This window comes from Paraburkholderia sp. D1E (assembly GCF_052682275.1).
In genome coordinates this window covers 9,383,756-9,403,209 of sequence record NZ_JBQYMB010000001.1, presented here as the reverse complement: position 1 = coordinate 9,403,209, position 19,454 = coordinate 9,383,756, and the positions used below count along the sequence as shown (strand labels likewise).

General features: G+C 61.7%; 14 protein-coding genes. 6 read left to right on the top strand and 8 right to left on the bottom strand.

Translation table 11 applies throughout. The features are described from left to right. Positions 1–66: 66 nt before the first annotated feature. Together rpsU and ACUN0E_RS42160 are read right to left on the bottom strand one after the other, a co-directional pair. On the bottom strand, positions 67–279 hold the full coding sequence (rpsU, locus tag ACUN0E_RS42165) for a 30S ribosomal protein S21 (protein ID WP_006050883.1): 213 nt from the start codon (positions 277–279) through the stop codon (positions 67–69). Between the two features lie 359 nt (positions 280–638). Then, the gene (locus ACUN0E_RS42160; RefSeq protein WP_445570271.1) at positions 639–1,580 is read right to left on the bottom strand and encodes an aldo/keto reductase; all 942 of its coding nucleotides are present in this window, start codon (positions 1,578–1,580) and stop codon (positions 639–641) included. Between the two features lie 269 nt (positions 1,581–1,849). On the opposite strand from ACUN0E_RS42160, the gene ACUN0E_RS42155 reads away from it, so the two are divergent. The 6 genes from ACUN0E_RS42155 to ACUN0E_RS42130 all read left to right on the top strand — a co-directional run bounded on the left by ACUN0E_RS42155 (position 1,850) and on the right by ACUN0E_RS42130 (position 9,495). Next, a complete protein-coding gene (locus ACUN0E_RS42155; RefSeq protein ID WP_408390904.1) occupies positions 1,850–2,998 on the top strand; it encodes a flagellin in 1,149 nt (382 codons plus the stop codon). 157 nt (positions 2,999–3,155) lie between these two features. Continuing rightward, positions 3,156–4,673, top strand: a complete 1,518-nt coding sequence (gene fliD, locus ACUN0E_RS42150; RefSeq protein ID WP_408520550.1) for a flagellar filament capping protein FliD — start codon at positions 3,156–3,158, stop codon at positions 4,671–4,673. Between the two features lie 4 nt (positions 4,674–4,677). Continuing rightward, complete coding sequence (gene fliT / locus ACUN0E_RS42145; RefSeq protein ID WP_445570270.1) at positions 4,678–4,992, top strand: flagellar protein FliT; 315 nt, start codon at positions 4,678–4,680, stop codon at positions 4,990–4,992. A 253-nt stretch (positions 4,993–5,245) separates the two neighbouring features. Then, complete coding sequence (locus ACUN0E_RS42140; protein WP_445570269.1) at positions 5,246–7,606, top strand: O-linked N-acetylglucosamine transferase family protein; 2,361 nt, start codon at positions 5,246–5,248, stop codon at positions 7,604–7,606. A gap of 45 nt (positions 7,607–7,651) precedes the next feature. Then, the gene (gene vioA, locus ACUN0E_RS42135) at positions 7,652–8,800 is read left to right on the top strand and encodes a dTDP-4-amino-4,6-dideoxy-D-glucose aminotransferase VioA (RefSeq protein WP_408390908.1); all 1,149 of its coding nucleotides are present in this window, start codon (positions 7,652–7,654) and stop codon (positions 8,798–8,800) included. Positions 8,801–8,832: 32 nt separating this feature from the next. Beyond that, positions 8,833–9,495: an acetyltransferase gene (locus tag ACUN0E_RS42130; protein ID WP_408390909.1), complete on the top strand. Its 663-nt coding sequence runs from the start codon at positions 8,833–8,835 to the stop codon at positions 9,493–9,495. Positions 9,496–9,598: 103 nt separating this feature from the next. Here the strand turns inward: ACUN0E_RS42130 and ACUN0E_RS42125 are convergent, their stop codons facing one another. The 6 genes from ACUN0E_RS42125 to ACUN0E_RS42100 form a co-directional block, all read right to left on the bottom strand. Next, the gene (locus ACUN0E_RS42125; RefSeq protein WP_445570268.1) at positions 9,599–11,977 is read right to left on the bottom strand and encodes a carbohydrate-binding family V/XII; all 2,379 of its coding nucleotides are present in this window, start codon (positions 11,975–11,977) and stop codon (positions 9,599–9,601) included. A 107-nt stretch (positions 11,978–12,084) separates the two neighbouring features. After that, positions 12,085–14,067 (bottom strand): alkyl/aryl-sulfatase, encoded by a 1,983-nt coding sequence (locus ACUN0E_RS42120; protein WP_408226090.1) that lies wholly within the window; start codon positions 14,065–14,067, stop codon positions 12,085–12,087. 152 nt (positions 14,068–14,219) lie between these two features. Next, complete coding sequence (locus ACUN0E_RS42115) at positions 14,220–15,416, bottom strand: BamA/TamA family outer membrane protein (protein ID WP_445570267.1); 1,197 nt, start codon at positions 15,414–15,416, stop codon at positions 14,220–14,222. Between the two features lie 15 nt (positions 15,417–15,431). Continuing rightward, the gene (locus ACUN0E_RS42110) at positions 15,432–16,400 is read right to left on the bottom strand and encodes a SphA family protein (protein WP_445570266.1); all 969 of its coding nucleotides are present in this window, start codon (positions 16,398–16,400) and stop codon (positions 15,432–15,434) included. A 100-nt stretch (positions 16,401–16,500) separates the two neighbouring features. Continuing rightward, complete coding sequence (locus ACUN0E_RS42105; protein ID WP_445570265.1) at positions 16,501–17,988, bottom strand: DUF1254 domain-containing protein; 1,488 nt, start codon at positions 17,986–17,988, stop codon at positions 16,501–16,503. 28 nt (positions 17,989–18,016) lie between these two features. Continuing rightward, on the bottom strand, positions 18,017–19,432 hold the full coding sequence (locus ACUN0E_RS42100; protein ID WP_445570264.1) for a DUF1254 domain-containing protein: 1,416 nt from the start codon (positions 19,430–19,432) through the stop codon (positions 18,017–18,019). Positions 19,433–19,454 lie beyond the last annotated feature (22 nt).

The following is a 19,454-nucleotide window of genomic DNA, read 5'->3' as shown; positions in this document are numbered from 1 at the left end:
TTCTTTCGAAGCTCACACCGCCGTTCAGCATGCGAAATGCGCGTAATGCAGCGCGGAAAAGCGTACTTAGTGCAGCTTTTTCGGCAGCATCTGGCTACGCAGGCGCTTGTGCAGGCGCTTCACAGCAGCAGCCTTCTTGCGCTTACGTGCCGTAGTCGGCTTTTCGTACGATTGACGCTCACGCAGTTCAGCGATCAGGCCATTCTTTTCGATTGCGCGACGAAAGCGGCGAATCGCCACTTCGAACGGCTCGTTTTCTTTCAGAAGAATCGTCGTCATGTAATTCCTAACTCAATCACTTGATAGGGGTAAATTGCGTGGCGGGATACCGCTCACGCGCCGGCCCTCCGGTCGTTCCGATTCATGGCCAGTAACAGGCAAACGCGGGTAGAACCCGGCCAAACCACGAATGAAACGAAAGGCAAAGCGGCCACGGAAGCCGGAAAAGAGAGGTGGGGAGTTCACCGCGGAACGCGGACAGACGTAATGCCAAAGCCCACGCCTGCTGCTGTTTCGCCAACCTTTCATCAATGAAAAACATTGACAAAACAGGCAAAGATCTCAATTCACTCCCGATGATATCAGGAAACTCCCCATCCTACCAGGGGTTTAGCGATCGCGCCAGGTCCCTTGCGCAATCACGCGCTCGCCTCGTCCAGTTCGCGGATGTCGGCGCCAGTCAGCATCAGGTGAACGGCGGCGGCAAGGCTTTTGAGCTGGTCGACCGAGGTCGCGCTCGCAATTGGGGCCGTTACACTCGGACGGGCGATCAGCCATGCCAGTGCGACGGTCGCCGGCGTACTGCCGTGCCGCTCGGCGACCCGGTCGAGCGCGTCCAGAATCCGCAAGCCACGCTCGTTCAGATATTTCTCAACCCGGCTGCCGCGCGCCTTGTTGGCCAGATCAGCCTGCGAACGGTACTTCCCGGACAGAAAGCCGCTTGCAAGACTCCAGTACACCACCACGCTGAGCTGATTGGCGAGCGCAACCGGTTCGGTCTCACGCTCGTACTCCGCTCGGTCGTACAGGTTGTATTCAGGCTGCAGCAATTGGTACTCGGGCAGCCCATGTTGGCGGGACACGGCGAGCGCTTCCTCGACGCGAGCGCCGCTGTAGTTCGACGCGCCGATCACCCGCACCTTGCCGGCCTCGATCAGCTTCTGGTAGGCGCCGAGCGTTTCAACGAGAGGCGTTTCGGTGTCGTCGTCGTGAGAAAAATACACATCGATGTAATCGGTCTGCAAGCGCCGTAGCGAATCTTCGACTGCCGCCTGAATGTTCGCCGCCGACAAGCCCTTACGCTGCGGATGCTTGGAAACCTTGGTGGCGAGCACGATCCTGTCGCGCTTGCCGCTCTGCTTGAACCACTTCCCGATGATGGTTTCCGATTCGCCGCCCTGGTTGCCCGGCGCCCATGCGGAATAGACATCGGCGGTATCGATAAAGTTGAGCCCCGCATCGACAAATGCATCCAGGATCGAAAACGAGGTGGCTTCATCAGCGGTCCAGCCAAATACATTGCCGCCAAACATAAGCGGCGCGACCTCTAATTCGGAACGTCCAATCCGGCGCTTTTGCATGATTTCTCCAGGGTTTGTCACAAGAGAAAAAGAGAATACGCCGTCTTTTCAATACCTGCATTGGAACGCCCGAGCAAGGCTGCAAGCGGCTTACAGGCAAGCGGCGGCTGAACCGGCCCGAAAGACAATTGGGTCGCTATTGCACAAAGTTCCTCAAGTTTTTTTTAGATGCGCCGTCAACCTTCACTGAGGCGGCCAGCAATGAACGAGTGCTTTCCGCCGATGCCAACGTGGCGTATTGGGCTCAAGGCTTATTTAGGAGATTTTCCATGCTCGGAATCAATAGCAACATCAACTCGCTGGTTGCACAGCAAAACCTTAATGGCTCGCAAAGCGCCCTTTCGCAAGCCATCACCCGCCTGTCGTCGGGCAAGCGCATCAACAGCGCGGCTGACGATGCAGCAGGCCTGGCAATCTCGACGCGTATGCAAACGCAGATCAACGGCCTGAATCAGGGCGTGTCGAATGCGAATGACGGCGTGTCGATGATTCAAACCGCATCGAGCGCACTGTCGTCGCTGACCTCGAGCCTGCAACGTATCCGCCAGCTGGCTGTGCAAGCATCGACCGGTTCGCTGTCGTCGAGCGACCAGGCAGCCCTGCAGCAGGAAGTTGCAGCACAGATCTCGGAAGTGAACCGTATCGCGTCGCAAACGACGTACAACGGCACGAACATTCTGGACGGCTCGGCAGGCAACGTGTCGTTCCAGGTCGGCGCAAACGTCGGTCAGACGATCAGCCTGAACCTGAGCCAGTCGATGTCGGCTGCGAAGATCGGCGGCGGCCTGGTGCAAACGGGTCAAACCGTCGGCACCGTCGCTGTGTCGACGGACGCAAGCGGTGCGTACACGGCAACGGGCGCGGCGATCACGTCGGTCAACGTTCTGTCGGACGGCAAGGGCGGCTTCACGTTCACGGACCAGAACAACCAGGCTCTGAGCTCGACGGCAGTCGGCGCGATCTTCAGCGCAGGCACGGGCGCAGGCACCGGCACCGCAATCACGAACCTGACACTGACGGCGGCACTCGCAACTTCTATGGGTGCAACGGCAGGAAACGCCGCAACGGCAGCAGTTGCGCAGATCGACGCGATCAACGCCCCGCCGACCGTTTCGGGCCTGAACATCAGCACGGTCACGGGTGCAAACGAAGCGATGGTCTCGATCGACAACGCGCTGGCAACGGTCAACAACCTGCAAGCTTCGCTGGGTGCCGCACAAAACCGTTTCACCGCAATCGCAACGTCGCAGCAAGCTGAGTCGACCGACCTGTCGTCGGCACAATCGCAAATCACGGATGCCAACTTCGCACAAGAAACGGCAAACCTGAGCAAGGCGCAAGTGCTGCAACAAGCTGGTATCTCGGTGTTGGCGCAAGCTAACTCGAACCCGCAGCAAGTTCTGAAGCTCCTGCAATAAGAGCTGACGTAGTAACGGAGATGCGCCGCGCGCAAGTGCGGCGCATCGCCGGGTTTCGAACAACGGGAGGCATGCCTCCCGCTGTGCATTCCGATCAAGAAGTGATGTAGGATCGCGCAGCACCCAACACCGATTTCTAGACGCCTGGAGCTTCCGCATGTCCTCGATCTCAAACACGTCCTCCGCGGCGTCGACCGCCGCCGCCAATGCCGCGCTGCAATCGGCCGCGCAGTCGATCATCAGCGGCTCGACCGGCAATACGTCGATGGATGTGGGAACGCTCGTGACGGCCCTCGTGAACGCGAAGACCGCAGGACAAGCCGCAGCGCTGACGGCACAACAAACCACGGACAACACCACGCTGTCCGCATACGGCGCCCTGAGCTCCGCGCTGAGCGCGCTGCAGGCGAGCGTCGCGAATCTCGCCAACGGCACCACGCTGTCGACTTTCGCGGCAACCGCCAGCGGCACCGGTCTGACGGCGACGGCAGGTGCGGGCGCGGTGGCCGGAACCTACTCGGTGGCGGTGACGCAGGTCGCCAGCTCGCAGGCCCTGTCATCGGCAGCCTTCGGCGCCACGACGCAACTGGGCACGGGCACGCTGACGGTCTCGCTCGGCGGCCAGTCGATGAACATCAATGTCGACAGCACCAACAACACGCTCTCCGGCATTGCCGCCGCGATCAATTCCGGTACCGGCAATCCCGGCGTGACGGCGACTATCGTGACGGGTACGGATGGTGCCCACCTCGTGCTGCGCGCGGCGAATTCCGGCGCAGCTAACGTCATCAACGTTTCGACCAGCAACATCACCTCCGACACCGGCCTGTCGAGCCTCGGCGTGACCTCGACCGCCAGCACCACGGGCGGCCAATCGTCGATCACATCGGCGAATTCGAGCAGCGCGTGGTCGCAAAGCGGCTTTGCCCAGGACGCGGAATTCACGGTCGGCGGCATCGCAGCCAGCAGCGCAAGTAACTCGGTGACGAGCGCCATTTCCGGCGTCACACTGAATCTGGCCACTGCGTCTGCCGGCACTACGCAGACGCTGACCATTTCGCAGGACACCTCGGCGGAAAGCACCGCGATCAACAATTTCGTCAGCCTCTACAACACCGTCGTTACGACGATGTCGACGCTCACGTCATACAACTCCTCGTCCTCGTCGCAAGGCCCGCTGCTGGGCGACTCGACGCTGATGACGATTCAGAACTCGCTGGCCAATATCGTCGGCGGCGCGGTCGGCTCGGGCACCACGGGCACCACGCTGGCGGCGATCGGCATTACGCTGAAGGACGACCCGGCGGACGGCACGATGGTGGTCGACAGCACGAAGCTGAGCACCGCGCTGACGAGCAGCCCGGCAACCGTCGCCGCACTCTTCAACCCGACCAACGGCATTGCCGAGCAGTTGAACACCAGCATCACCAACTTCACGCAGACCGGCGGCCTCATCGATACGCGCAACACCGCGCTCAACACCGATCTGAAAAGCATCACCACGCAGCAAAGCGCGCTCGCCGACTACACGGCCCAACTGACGAGCCAGTATCAGGCGCAGTTCACCGCGCTCGACACGCTGATGGCGACGATGAACAACAATTCGCAATACCTGACCGCCCTGTTCGGCGGCGCCAACAGTGCCGGCGCGCTGGCGTCCGCCAACAACTCCTAAGTCCATGGATCCGATCGAAATGAACCAGACCGAACTGATCGAACGGCTGCTGTCGATGACCCGGGAAATCGAACACGCCGCCTCACTCGCCGACTGGCCGGAAGCGGCGCGCCTGACCGAAGCGCGCTCGCCGCTGCTGATGTCGCTGTCGGCGGAGCAGGAACCAGCCGCACTGGACATGATCCGCCGGATCCAGGCCATCGACGCAGCGCTGCTCGCCGATGCGGAAACCACCCAGAACGAACTGCACACCGAGTTCGAAGCCGCGATGGGCCGCACCAAGGCTGCCGGCGAATATCAGCGAATGGCCCGGCTGTAACTGACGAACCCTGCCAGAGGCCGCGACCGGCTGAACGGCTCAACCAGATAATAAGAACTACGCGCTGAAATGAGGCGCGCTCGTTCCCTCGGCCCGCCTCGTGCGGGCTTTTTTCTGGCTTTTTCTGGCCATTCCGTCTTCCAGGCTAGCGGGCCATGCGCCAAACAGGCGGCCTTTTTCCCGTCATCTCCGAGCATCGGAAACAACCGCCTCGCCGCACAATTTCAGCCATAGACCATTCTGCGCTGAGACCATGACTCTCCTTCACGAGCAGCCGACCGCTGAGCCCTTGACGCCCGAACAGCAGCTCGAGCAAGACATTCTGCTCGTTTTGCAAAGCGCGCTGGATCACCACCACAAGGGAGAACTGGACGACGCGCAAGCGCTGTATCAGGCCATCCTCGAAGCGCGGCCCAATCACACGGACGTGCAATACAACCTCGGTGTGCTGCACGTGCAGCGCAAGCAGCCTGTCGACGCCCTGCCCTATCTTGAAGCCGCTTTGGGCGGCGCGCCGGATAACGGTCAGTTCTGGGTCGCCTACATCAACGCATTGATCGACGCGGAGCAAATCCCGGCGGCATGGCTCGCACTCGAGATGGGTCAGCAAAGAGGCTTGAGTGGACCGGCCGTCAATGGTTTGATCACACGCATGGCGTACGACGGCGCCGCACTCCCAACCACCGCGGTGGCGCCGGCCGTGGTGCCTTCCGTTGTCGTGGATAGCGCCGAAACTATTGAAACCGCCGATGCCGGGTCAGACGACGGCAAACGCGCAGTCATCGATACGCGCCGCCCGAGCCCGCAGGAAATAAATCGCTTCAACGCGTTGTTCAATAAAGGCCATTTGTCACAGGCCATCAAACTCGCGCGCGAGCTGGCCGAACGGTTTCCCGCGCACGGCATCGCGTGGCGCTCCCTTGGCATTGCCTTTCACCGCGCGGGGCATTACGTAGAGGCAATCGAACCGCTCAGGACAGCGATCTCGTTGGGCAGCGACGACTCCGAAGCACGCAACGCGCTCGCTGACTTGCTACGCTTAACCGGCAACCACGCCGCCGCGGAAGTCGAGTGCAGAACCCTGCTTGAGCTGAACCCCAGCTACTCGGAAGGCCATCGCGTGTTGGGGCTCGTGCTCGCCGCCCGCGGACGGCACCGCGAGGCAATCGCCTCGTGTAAGCGCGCGGTCGCATTGACGCCCGAGCACCCCGAGTCGCACGGTACGTTGGGCGTGGTATTGCTGGATCTCGGCGCTTCGCAGGAAGCGAGCCCCTCGTTTCGTCGCGCGCTCGAACTGGAGCCGAAAAACTCGCTCACTCGCAGCAATCTGCTTTTCTGTCTCGCGCACGATCCCGACGTCGATACTGAACAGATCTACGCCGAGCATCGCAAATTTGCCCGAATTCACGAAGCGCCGATGCGCGCCACCTGGCCAAAGCACACCAATAACCGCACGCCGGGCCGCCGCTTGCAGGTCGGCATCGTCTCCGGCGACTTGTTCCGGCATGCCGTCTCCTCATATCTGATGCCGGTCATGGAGCCGCTCGCGAAAGACGGGAGCCTGACGCTCCACGTCTACTACAACCATGTGGTCGAGGACGACTATACGCAGCGATTCCGCAGCCACGCGGATCAGTGGAACATGATCGCCGGCATGACCGACGAGCAATTCGCCGCCAAGGTTCGCGCCGACAAGATCGATATCCTGATCGACATGACCGGACACACCGGCCGCAACCGGCTCCAGACATTCGCGCGCAAACCTGCGCCGATTCAGGTCAGCTGGATCGGCTACCCGGCGACCACCGGGCTCGACGCGATGGACTATTACCTCAGCGATCGCTTCTTCACGCCGTTCGGCGATATCGAGCGCCAGTTCTCCGAGAAACTCGTGCACCTTGCCGCCATCGGACCATTCCAGCCAGAAAAGACCGCGCCGCCGGTCAACATCCTGCCGGCCATGCACAACGGCTACATCACGTTCGGCAGTTTCAACCGTCTGAACAAGTTGCGTGCCGACGTGATCGCTGTGTGGGCGAAGCTGCTTCGCGAACTCCCCACTTCGCGGATGGTGCTCGGCTCGATGTCCGGTGACGAAGGTGACGAAACGTTGATCAACTGGTTCGTGCAGGAAGGCATTTCGCGCGACCGGCTTAGCTTCCGTCCGCGTTCGACCCTGCCCGTCTACCTGCAGCAGCACTTCCAGGTGGACATCTGTCTCGACACGTTTCCGTACACCGGTTCGACAACGGTCCTGAATTCGCTGTGGATGGGTGTGCCTACCTTGACGATCGCCGGTAAGACAATGGCCAGTCGTGCAGCCGCCGCGTGGCTGAGCCACACCGGCCTTGAAGACTTCGTGGCCGCCGATACGGACGAGTTCGTCGCCAAGGGCGTCGCGCTGGCCTCGAACATCCCCGCACTCGCCGCGCTGCGCACAGGGTTACGCGAGCGCTGCAGAGCGTCGGCCGTGTTTCAGCCTGACGTCGTGGCGGCGAGCCTTTCACAAGCACTCCATCTCATGTGGCAGCGCTGGCGCGAAGGTCTCGCTCCGGCTGCCTTCAGCGCGGACGATTCGCAAACAACAGGCAGCGACCTGGCTCACACGGCATAAAGCATTCATCCGTGACCCGGACTAAAAAACAGCAGCGAGGAAACCATGGGCTCTAGCGCGCCTCTTCGTGCGATCACGTCGCTGGACGACGAACGCATCTATGTGACCCAGCCGCATCTGCCGCCGCTGGCCGAGTTCATGCCGTACCTCGAAAAGATCTGGAACAGCAAAATCCTCACCAATGGTGGGCCGTTCCATCAGCAACTCGAAAAGGCGCTCTGCGAATATCTGGGCGTCGAGCATCTCGCGCTGTTCGCGAACGGCACACTGGCCCTCGTGACCGCGCTGCAGGCTCTGCGCATCAATGGCGAAGTCATTACGACACCGTACTCGTTTGCAGCCACCGCGCATTCGCTCCTCTGGAACGGCATCAAGCCGGTCTTCGTGGACGTCGATCCGGACACGCTCAATCTCGATCCGGTGAAGATCGAAGCGGCGATCACGCCGCAAACGACCGCGATCATGCCGGTGCACTGCTATGGCCATCCCTGCGATGTGAAAGCCATCCAGAAGATCGCCGATAACTACAACCTCAAAGTCATCTACGACGCCGCGCACGCGTTCGGTGTGCAAACTGAAGATGGCAGCGTGCTCAAGCATGGCGATCTGTCGATTGTCAGTTTCCACGCCACCAAGGTCTTCAATACGTTTGAGGGCGGCGCCATCATCTGTCCTGATGCGAAAACCAAGCAGCGCATCGACCATCTGAAGAACTTCGGTTTCGTGGACGAAGTGACGGTGGTGGCAGCCGGCATCAATGGCAAGATGAGCGAAATCAATGCAGCCTTCGGGCTGCTGCAACTGCAGCACGTCGATAATGCATTGGCGAAACGCAAGGCGATCGACGCGCAGTATCGCAAGTTGCTGGCCGACGTGCCCGGCATTCGCTGCCTGTCAGACGCGGGCGAGAAAGTCGCGAACTACGCGTACTTTCCCGTTCAGGTCGAAGACAATTTTCCGATCAGCCGTGACGCACTGTATGAGCGCCTGAAGGAACACGAAATCTATGCGCGCCGCTACTTCTACCCGTTGATTTCCGAATTCCCGATGTATCGCGGCCTGCCGTCCTCGCACAAGGACAATCTGAGCGCCGCGAGCGCGGCTTCAAAACGGATCCTGTGCCTGCCAATCTTTCCCGATCTGAACCCGGTGCAGGTCGAACGCATCGTCAGCATCGTCGCCGGTATTCAATGAATTGAGCCGGCCCTAAAAGCCGGACGTATGCCATGCAAAACATCTTGCTTGTCGGGTCTTCCGGCCACGCAAAAGTCATCATCGACATTGTTGAAAAGCAGGGGCGCTACCGGATCGCTGGGCTGATCGACGCCTTTCGAACGGTTGGCGAAGCGACGCTCGGCTATCCGGTTCTTGGCGGCGAATCCGATCTGACGAGGTTGACCGCCGAACACGATCTGCAGGGCGTGATCATTGCGATCGGGGATAACAGCGTTCGCGCGAATGTGGCCGCCAAGGTGGCCGATGTCTGCCCGCAATTGCCGTTCGTCAGCGCCGTCCACCCGTCAGCCAGCATCGGCAAAGGGGCAAATATCGGCGCCGGCACGGTCGTCATGGCGGGAGCCGTTATCAATGCTGACTGCCGCGTGGGCCAGTTCTGCATCGTGAACACGAAGGCGTCGCTCGATCACGATTGCATCATGGAAGATTTTTCGAGCCTCGCGCCGGGCGTGACGACCGGCGGCAATTGCCGCATCGGCAGCCACGCCGCCGTGAGCATCGGCGCCGTGTTGCGTCATGGAATCACGGTTGGCGAGCACAGCGTGGTGGGCGCCGGATCAATCGTCCTGAAGGCGGTCGAGGCTTTTTCGGTGTCATACGGAAACCCCGCGAAAAAGATTCGGGACCGCCAGCAGGGCGACAAATATCTTTAGCCCGGGCCTGAACGTTTTTTAATCCGCAGACGCCCCATCGGGCGAGGCACATCCAGCAAGCCGGAATCCGGCGCGACGCTCGCCCGGATCAACCGCTCGCACCTTACCGCCTGAACCGCCCGCCCCCGCCGCCAAACCGCCGCTGCATCTGCGGCTGAAACTGCCCGCTCGCCCGCGCATTCCCCAGGTCATGACCCTGCTTGAGCGAATCGAGCCGCTGGGTCTGATTCGCGTTCGGCTGCACGGGCTGCCAACCGTCGGCGCCGTGCTGCTCCCAACCGCCGCCCTGATCATGCCGGTAGACGTTGCCGTCGCTGCCCGCATAGACATTGCCGTTATTCCACGCGACAGCGCGCCCCGTGTCCTTGTTGCCCACAATGCCTTTCGTGCCCGCCTGGTGATCGCCCGAATACGCGTTGCCGGTCACGCCGGCTTCAGCCGCGCCGTAACGTCCCGTCTGTGCGTTGTAGCTCGCGCGCTGGCGGCCGGCCGCATAATCGCCGGTACCTTCGTTGCCCGCCACGCCGCCGCGGGCCGCGCCGCTGCGCCCCGTCGACGGATTGCTGAACGAGCCTTGCCGTCCGGCCGCGAAGTTACCGTTGTACGCGTTCTCGACCGCACCGCGGCTCGCCTGGAAGTGGCCGCCGGTGTAGGGATTGAAACCTGACGCGGCCGACCCCGCCCAACTGTTGCCGGTCCAGCCGTTCCAGCCGCTCGCGTGGGTCACGGTGCCCTGTCCCCAGCGGCCGTAGATATTGGCCTGGTTGACGTTCGCGTATTGCCAGCTCCACGGACCGCCGCCCCAATACGGACCCCAGTACGGCGACGCCGCGCCCCACGTGGCGCCGATCGCAAAGCCGAAGGCGAAGCCCACGGTGGTGCCGAGCGCGAAGCCCGCGCCATAGCCATAGGTGGCCGGATAACCGTAATAAACGTCGCCGACATATGGCGCGTACACATAGCCGGTGCCGTACACAACGGTGCCGTCCGCATTGACGACCACGCCCAGGTAGCCCGGCGTATAGCCGACCACCACCGTATCCGGCGTCGCCGAATAGACGTGCACGTAGGTCACATAATGCACGGGCGAAGCCGCCGGAATCGTATAGATCGCGGGCGGCACGGTATCGGCGACATGCCATGGGCCACTCGCCGCGCTCGCCGTGAACCAGATCCCGTTGGCAACCGCGAAGAATTGCGAAGGCGCCGTCTGGATCACCGGGGTCGCCGTGTTCACCGCATACGACAACGACGTGTCCGCGATGCCGACAAACTTCGGCGCACCGTCATAGGCGACCGTCAATGTCGTGGTCTTGCGCGACACGGTCGCCGTCTGCGGGATGGTTGCGGCGATCGCCGCTTCTTTCGCCTGCGGCGTGCCCGGCACCGAGACAAGCGCGTTCGCATGGGGATCGTCGGCAGCGATCTTCGAGAAGTCGGCGGGCAAGCTCTTGCCGTCGACGAAGGTCCAGGGTCCGGCAAGGCTCGCTGCGCTGAACCAGCGGCCCGACAGCAGCAGGTAGTAATGGTTGTCGCGCGGCTCGACGAAGAGCGCGTGGTCGGCGTTGGTGACAGAGAGCAGATTCACCCCCTTCACCGGTTGCAATGAAGGCTTGCCGTTCGTCACCACCAGCTCGGCCGGTTGCGCGGCGACCACCACATCCGGCGCGTGCGCAGGCTTCTTGCCGTCGGCGGGCAACATCGGGTCGGACTTCAGATTCGTTTGCGCTTTGCTCGCCGCGGCGACCAGCTCATGCGGCGGCGCTGTGTTCAGATGCCACGGACCGTCGAGCGATGTCGCGTCGTACCAGTAGCCCGCCGCGTTCAGATGCAGCGTGCCGCTCGCGTCCTTGAGCAGCATCGCTCGCGTATTGATCAGGCGTTGATAGTGCGTGTCACCGAGCGCACGCCAGTTCGCGTCGCCGTCGACCAGGACGAGCAACGTGGGGCGTTCGGCAAAGATGATGTTGGGTACGTTGTTCTGCACTGCGAGGCCGGGTTCGGCTCCTTCGTGAGTGCTGGCATAACTGGCCTGTAGTTGTTCGAGCGAGGTGGTGAGGCCGCCTTCGGGAACCCGCGCCTGCAAAGCCGCTTTCACTCCGGCGGCGGCATCGGGTGTAGCCGGCATGTCGACCTGGTCGAATACGATATCAAGCAGTTGCACCGTCGATCTGGTCTTGTCGATTTCAGCACGTGCCGTGAAATGCGCGACGCCGTAGTTCGGTGTCGCGCTCTTCGCCCCGACCGCGAAGGCGGCACGCCCTTCGATCCGGTTGCCCTGCCACACTTCCACCTGCGGCTGGTACAGCTCGATGCGCTGTTCTGCGCTGTCGAAATCGCGCGGCCATGCGGTCGGCAGAGGCTGCAATGCGGGCTGTATCGCGGACTGCACTGCGGCTGCGGCGAGCGCTTGAGCCGGCGTGGCAAGCGTCACCGCCAGCGACGTGCAGACGCCAGCGAGCAACAGTACGGATCGCTTCATCGGGGTTTTCATAGCGCACGGTCCTTCAGCATAGACATCGGTGAATCGGAAAACGTCAGCGCGGGCGGCTCGCTATAAGCCTCCCGCGCCATCTGCAATGCAGACTGTTACGGCGTCACAATGTTGAACATCGGATTAAAGCTGTCCAGCATGCTGAACAGTTCCGTCACTTTCTGCGAATCGCCGGCCACCTTGGCCTTACCCGACTGCGTTTCCTTGTCGAGCGTCTGGCCGCCCATCAGCAGGGATGCGAACCCATCCTTGCTCATGGTCAGCGTGGCGTCCGCATTCGGCAGCGTCGCGTTCTGCGTGTAGACCAGCACGGAATTGCGCAACTCGATCGCATACTTTTCGCCGTTGCCGAGATCCCAGTTGATGGTCGTATGCTTGCCGTTCGCCTTCGGACCGTTCAGGCGGATGCCCATGTAGTCGAGCAGCAACGACGGACTCATCGCGGCAACCGCATCCGGCGTCACCGTATTGACGCCTGGCACCTTCGGCACGCCGTTGCGCAACTCGTACGCGCCCATCAGATACTCGTTACGCCACGTCGGATTCTCGGTCTGGTAGCCAAGCTGTTCCAGCGCGTCCGCTTCGAGATTGCGCGCCGCCTTGTTGTCCGGATCGGCGAACACCACCTTGTTCATCGCGGTGGCGACCCAGCGGTAGTTACCCTTGTCGAAGTCCTGTTTCGCCTTCGCCATCACCGCATCCGCGCCACCCATGTAACGCACGAATTCCTTCGACTCTTCTTCCGGCGGCAACGGATGCAAGTTCGCCGGGTTCGAGTCGTACCAGCCGAGATAGCGCTGGTACACCGCCTTCGAATCGTGATTTACCGAGCCGTAGTAGCCGCGGTTGTACCACTTCTTGCCGGTTGTATCCGGCACCTGGATCTGCTCGCCGATCTCCGTCATCGTGTAGCCCTCGTTCGCGAGGCGCAGCGATTGATCGTGGATGTACTTGAACATGTCACGCGTTCCGGCGATATAGCTGACCGCACGCTCCTGCCCCCACGTCGGCCACTGATGCTGCGAGATAACGACGTCGGTCTTGTCGCCGTAACGCACGATCGCCTCGTTCAGCACCTTCCACCAGTTCGCCGCATCGCGCACCTGGGCACCGCGCAGGGTATACAGGTTGTGCAGCGTGTGGGTCGTGTCTTCGGCGGTATCGAGCAGCTTGAATTGGGGCATGTAGATCAGCATTTCGGACGGCGCTTCCGTGCCCGGCGCCATCTGGAATTCGAACTGGACGCCAGCGATGGTGCGTGTCTCGCCCGTCTTGCTGATCGTGTCGGTCGGCGCAATCAGCCCGAGCGTGCCGAACGAGGTGGTCTTGCCGAGGCCGGCATCGACCTGACCGCGCGGGCTGGCCGGCAGGAACGCACCGTATTGATAGAGCGTGCGGCGGCCCATCGCGTTGCCGGCGAACACGTTTTCGCTGACGGCTTCGGCGAGGAAGCCTTCCGGTGCGATGATCTTCACCTTGCCGCTCTTCACGTCTGCTTCGTCGACCACGCCCTTCACGCCGCCGTAGTGGTCCGCATGACTATGTGTATAGATCACGGCCAGCACCGGCTTCTTCGGGCGATGCTGGTAGTACAGATCGAGCGCGGCGCGCGCCGCCTCTTTCGTGACCAGCACGTCGATAATGATGATGCCGTTGTCGCCCTCGACGATCGTCATGTTCGCCAGATCGAGGCCGCGCACCTGATAGACGTGATCGGTGACCTTGAACAGACCATTGAACATGTTGAGTTGCGCGTTGCGCCACAAGCTCGGATTCACCGTATCGGGCGCCTGGCCTTGCAGGAATTTGTACTTGTTCAGATCCCAGCTGGTGCCGCCGTCGTCGGTCTTGATGACGCCGTTCGGGATCGTCGCGATGAACCCTCGTTGCGCGTCTTCGAAGTCCTGCTTATCGTCGAACGGCAGTTGCTTATAGACCTCGGCGTTTTCCTGCTTCGTAATGACCGTTGCGTCCTTGTTAGGCGCGGCGGTTTGCGAGACTGCTGCGTGTGAGAAGCAAAGCGTAGCGACAGCGACTGTGACAGCGGTGAGCCGCTGATAGCGTTTTTGTTTTTCCATCGTCATTTCCTCGAATCAACAAAACATCGGCACAACATGCCGAACCAAACAACTCTGAATCGCGGCTTGTTTCGACCCGGCGTGCCTGCGGTTGCCGGGCGGATAAGCCGTCTCCTTTGTGAACCTCGATCGGGCAACGCCGATCGTTCGGGTCAGCGCCACGCGCTGCCCACCTGCACGTAAAACGCGTTCTGCCCCGGCCCATGCGCGACGTCGATCCCCATCGTCACGCCGAGCTTGCGAGCAATCAGATAGCGAAAACCTGTGCCGAAGCCGAACGCGGTGGGCGCATCCGAAAACGAATGCAGATGGCCATAGGCTTTGCCCACGCCGCCGAAGCCGAGCACGGACCAGCGCGGCGTGACGTTCCAGCGGATTTCGGCTTCCGCGGTGAGCTGGTTGTTGTCCTGGAACTTCGCATCGGACACACCGCGCAACGACACATACGGCTGCGCAAAAAACGGAATGTTTCCTTGCGAGAAACCGGTGTCGGCACGCAGGCCGAGCACCCAGCTCTTCGAGAGCGGAATCCACTGGTAGCCGCGTGCCGTCTGCTCCTGAAAGTTGGTGGAACTGCCGAGACCGCCCCGCGCGAGGTCCGCTTCGAGTTCCGCATAAGTGCCGCTCGACGGATAGAACATGTTGTCGCGCGTGTCGTAGTCGACCACCACACCGCCCTTGGCGACACGCTGATCCTTCTCGAACTGGCGAATCCCCTCCGGAATGATCGGACCGAAGCGCGTGCTCGCGTCGAAGAAGGTGTAGCGCGGGCCGACATACCAGTGGCTGTTGCCGAGCCTGAACAACACCTGCTGCACGAGCGCGATACCGTCGAGCTGGTAGGCGCGCGGTTGATTCTGGATGCCGTAGTAGTTCAGATGCAGCCCCACCTTGCCGATCACGCCGAGATAGCGGATGTGGTCGTCGTCCCAAGTGTGGAAGTGCATCAGGGCGGCACCCCAGCTATGGGTACCAGTCGCAAAACCGCCGAGGCCGGTGATGTTCGGCGGCGCCTTGGAATCGTCGGGCGCGTCGGCACTTTTCTTCGGCAGCGAGAAATAGAGCAGGCCGAGTCCCAGCCCGTAGCCGACCGCAGGCTCGGTGATTAGCGTCGGCACAGGCAATACGCCGCGATGCGTCAGCAGCAGATTGCTCAGGTCGAATGCGCCGTCTTCGGGATCGGTGAATTTCGATTCCGCGTGGCCATGGACCGACACGAGCAGCACCGCCGCGGCCACCGCCGAGGCGCGCAATCTGCCGCTGCGGCGGCGTCCATCGACCTTGATGGACGAAGCGGCGTCGACGGGACGCGGCACACGACACGGCACAGGCAAGGAACGACGGATCACCAGATGCATGCTCCGTTACTGGAAGGTCGCACTGACCGACAGCTCCACCGCATTCCCCTTAGGCCGGTTGCTGACATTGAACTCGTTGACCCAACGCAGCGACGCCGACACCGGCGTTTTCTGAACCTTGCCCGACCACGTGACCATCGGCCCGATGCCCACCGAATGCCCCTGATTGCCGCCGGTGACATCGGCCAGGCCGCCGCTGTCATGACCGATCTGCTGGATATAGCCGCCCACGACGCCCACGCCCCAGCCACCGAAGCGCTTGAGCGCCAGGAGGTCGAGCACGCTGACGGGCGCGTTGTGATAGTGAGTGTCACTGTTGGCCGTGTAAAACCCAATGCCGTAGTTCACGGACAACTCGATCTCTTCTTTCGGGAACAGCTTCGTATAGGCGACGGTCGGCGTGAAGGTCCACGTATTCTGGCCGGCATTGGCCAGCCGGCTCGAGCTGTAACCACCGGTCGGCGCGTAAATCTGCACGCTGAACGCGATGTGGTCGGTCTTGGTCAGGTGATATCCGGCCACCACCGGCGTGAAGAACAAGTCGGCGAACTGTGTGTTGTGATCATTCGGCAAATGGCCGTGAAACGACGAGATGTCGGTGTACTGGAACGGCACCCCGAACGCGGACGCAAAGTTCCAGCCACCCGCGGTAATGCCCCACGTCTTGACCGCATTGACGATGGTGTACACCGCCGTCACGTTAACGCCCGCAGTAATCTGCCCGGCGATCGGAATCGTCTTGCTCGCGCCTAACGAACCTTCGTAATAGATGGTGGTGGCTGACACGATCCAGTCGTCGGTAGGCGGCACGACACCGGCGTACGGCGTAACCTGCATGCCGGTAATCGGCCTGCCGATGCCACCTTCAGTCGCCCACCCTTGCTGGGAGACACCCAGGCCAGCGGTAGTGAGAAGCGCACCCGTGCACAACCTGGCGAGTGACCGGCTTGCGAACAAACGGTTAGGGCGACTCATAGTCATCCTCATGAAAATAGATTTCCGCATTCTCACTCCGCGGACCAGGGTATGGACGACGTGCAGCGGCAAGCCGCACGGGTGGACGACAATGTGGTTCTCATGGCTGGCGCACAACCGGCGGCGGCGTCCAGCTGCCGTCGAGCGCCGGTTGCTGCGGCCAATACGCGCGCACATATAGCGAGAACGCTTCGTTGGCCGGCGCCGGCAGCCAGTTGGCGAGTTTGTCGTCGCCGGGGCTCGTGTTCTGCACGTAGAGTGTCAACGAGCCGTCGGCATTGAACTTCAGATCCCGATTCTTGGTGCCGAGCGAGTAGCGGTTCTGCGCATTCGGCGAAAAGAAGTGATGCGAGTTGTATAGGGTCAGCGACCAGAACCCTTTGACCGGCGGCAAACTATCTTTAGCAAACGTCACCGTGTAGTGCGCGTTGCCGTCGAGACGCTGACCGGATGCGTCGGCATCGCCGTAGAAATACTTGGTCTCGTTAGGCTTGTTGACGAAGATGTTCGATTTCGCCACCGCCGTGCGCGTGAAGTAGTCCGTGCCGAATGCCGCGCCGTTGCTGATGGTGTTCCAGTTAGCGGGCAGCCGCTTGCCGAAGGTGTTGAAGTTGAACAGTGGCGTGACCAGATCCGCATCGGCCTTGGCCGCTTCGTCGACGATCGCGGTCTTGATCGCCGGATCTTTCTGCGCCGCCGCGATCAGCGCTCGCGCCTGCGCGTAGAGCGCTTCTTCGCCGCGTTGCGGCGGCGTCTGGTCGAGCACCGTGGGCAGTTCGTCCCAGAACCGGTTTGGATCGACCCACTTGATCTCTTCGGCGTTGCCGCCCGCGGCACCACCGGTCGGACCGAAACTCGGCAGTTTCGACCAGTCGGTCTCCTTGATCGTGCCGTCGTACGCGGCAAGCGGATACAGGCCAACCTTCGCGATCACCGATTGCACGGCCACCCGATCTTCAGGTGTGTCGTCCATGAAAACGCGCGGGATGAAGCTGCCGACGCCGGTCGGCGAGCGGAACACCTGGCGGATGCCCTTCGGCACCTGGCCGTGCCAGTCAGGCCCCGCTAACAGATAGAAGCCCGGACGCGTGCCGTACATCTTGCCCAGACTCGCGAAACCGTCGGTACGCAGATCGACGGCCTGATAGACCCAGAAGCGTTTGCCAAAATCAGGCACCTGCACGACCACCGGCGTCTGGTTCAGATCGAGGATCGCGGAGCCGTAGACCACATCCTGATTCGGACACGCGACAAATCGCTCCTGCGGCTGGATATAGTCGCGCAGCATCGACAGGTGGTTGGGCGGCGCGACCGGTACGATGCCGCCGTTCAGACCCGGTTGCGGCACCTGCTTCATCGCCAGCAGACGGCCATAGACGTTCACCATCGGCCACGCCCAGAAGTAGGTCTGGCGCGCCACCAGCCGTGCGTATTCTTCAGAGATCGCGTAGCCGGCTACTGGGCCTGGCACGGACGGCACGGTGGCTGTCGCATGGCTCGGCTGGCCCTGTTGCGTCTTCGCCAGAATGGGGGCGGCGACCGCCGCCAGCACGGCAGCCGTGACCCATGTCGCGGTTTTCTTGTTCATATTGCTCTCAGGTTCGTCCATGCACGGTTTAGCGCTTTTGCGGCTCGGGAAATTTCCAGGTGCCGTCGAGCACCGTCTGATCGGGCCCATAGATACGCATGACAAGGTCGTACGCGCCCGGCGGCGCCGGTAGCCAGTTCGACGCTTTGTCCGCACCGGGCGACGTGTGCTGCACGTAGATATCGAGCGAGCCGTCCGCGCCGTATTTCAGACCCTTGGTGCGATCGCCGATCGAGTAACGGTTGATCGAATTCGCGACCAGATGGCGGGCGGGCAGGTCGTACAGCGTCATCGACCAGAAGAACTTCGCGGGCGGCAGGTCCTTTTTGTCGAAATGCAGCACGTAAGGCTGCGAGCCGAGCAGCGGCTGGTGTTCCGCATTGACGTGGGTGCCGACATACACCGCTTCTTCCTTGGTGTTGCCGTAAATACCCATCGCCGCGGCGACGGCGCGCGTGGTGTAGTCGCCTTTCAGATCCGCGCGGCTGCCGAACAGGTTGAACGAGCCGGTGGTGTGTTTTTCCGCATCGGCCAACGCGGCTTTGCCGTCGGCGACGCCCGCTTCGAGCGCGGCGCGGGTTTCCGGTGGCAACGCGGCCGGATCGAACGGGACGCCCGGCGCAATGCCGATCTTCGCGAAACGCGCCATCAATTCCTTCTCGGAGGGTGCAGGCGGTTGCGTGAACTGCAGCAGGAAGTTCAGGTACGCGATGAAATCGACCGAAGTCGCCTTTGCTTCATCCCATTTCGGAAACGTCAGCTTCGCCGCGGGAGGCGGTGCAGCCGTGTGCTCAAAGGCGGACAACGGCGTGAGCTTGTATTGCTTCTGAATCGCCTGAACGTTTTTCACATCGCTCGCACCGTTGAGCGCCGTGCGGCCGAGCGTCAGGATCAGGTCCGTCTCCGAGCGGAACACCTTGTCGATTCCCTTGGGCGTGTCGCCTTGCCAGTTCGGTCCGGCGAACAGATAGTGGCCCGCGCCGTTGCCCGTGGTGCGCGAACCGACGTACGCGAAGTTGTACGTGAACAGGTCGATCCACTGGAACACGTAGTAACGCTCGTTCGGCACCGCGGGCACCGTCAGCACCCACGGTTCGCGACGCAGATCGAGCCATGCCCACGAGTACGGCGTGTCGTTATTCGGCGTGACGATTTCCTTGTTCTCGGGACCGTACGGCTGCGAGTAATTCCGGAATTTGCCGAAACCACCCACGTAAGACTTCGAGCTGGAATCGAGCGCCTGCTGGTACAGAGTCTTGTAGTTGAACAGCATGGGATACGCGTAGAGGAACGCATCCTTGGCGATCGCGCGCGCTTCGTCCGGTGAGGCTGTAACGGTCGCGGACGAAGCCGCGGCCTGGGCGCCAGCTTGCGTGATTGGCAACATCGTCAGCGACAGTCCGGCGACGACTGCGCCGATTTGCAGGCGTTTAAGCAATGTCATGACTGCTTTCTCTCAGGTTCTG

Coding starts and splice junctions, on each gene's coding strand:
- ACUN0E_RS42160 (WP_445570271.1), bottom strand. CDS start 1,580: ATGCAAAAGCGCCGGATTGGACGTTCCGAATTAGAGGTCGCGCCGCTT.
- ACUN0E_RS42110 (WP_445570266.1), bottom strand. CDS start 16,400: ATGAGTCGCCCTAACCGTTTGTTCGCAAGCCGGTCACTCGCCAGGTTG.
- ACUN0E_RS42100 (WP_445570264.1), bottom strand. CDS start 19,432: ATGACATTGCTTAAACGCCTGCAAATCGGCGCAGTCGTCGCCGGACTG.
- vioA (WP_408390908.1), top strand. CDS start 7,652: ATGGGCTCTAGCGCGCCTCTTCGTGCGATCACGTCGCTGGACGACGAA.
- ACUN0E_RS42140 (WP_445570269.1), top strand. CDS start 5,246: ATGACTCTCCTTCACGAGCAGCCGACCGCTGAGCCCTTGACGCCCGAA.
- rpsU (WP_006050883.1), bottom strand. CDS start 279: ATGACGACGATTCTTCTGAAAGAAAACGAGCCGTTCGAAGTGGCGATT.
- ACUN0E_RS42155 (WP_408390904.1), top strand. CDS start 1,850: ATGCTCGGAATCAATAGCAACATCAACTCGCTGGTTGCACAGCAAAAC.
- ACUN0E_RS42120 (WP_408226090.1), bottom strand. CDS start 14,067: ATGGAAAAACAAAAACGCTATCAGCGGCTCACCGCTGTCACAGTCGCT.
- ACUN0E_RS42130 (WP_408390909.1), top strand. CDS start 8,833: ATGCAAAACATCTTGCTTGTCGGGTCTTCCGGCCACGCAAAAGTCATC.
- fliD (WP_408520550.1), top strand. CDS start 3,156: ATGTCCTCGATCTCAAACACGTCCTCCGCGGCGTCGACCGCCGCCGCC.
- ACUN0E_RS42105 (WP_445570265.1), bottom strand. CDS start 17,988: ATGAACAAGAAAACCGCGACATGGGTCACGGCTGCCGTGCTGGCGGCG.
- ACUN0E_RS42125 (WP_445570268.1), bottom strand. CDS start 11,977: ATGAAGCGATCCGTACTGTTGCTCGCTGGCGTCTGCACGTCGCTGGCG.
- fliT (WP_445570270.1), top strand. CDS start 4,678: ATGGATCCGATCGAAATGAACCAGACCGAACTGATCGAACGGCTGCTG.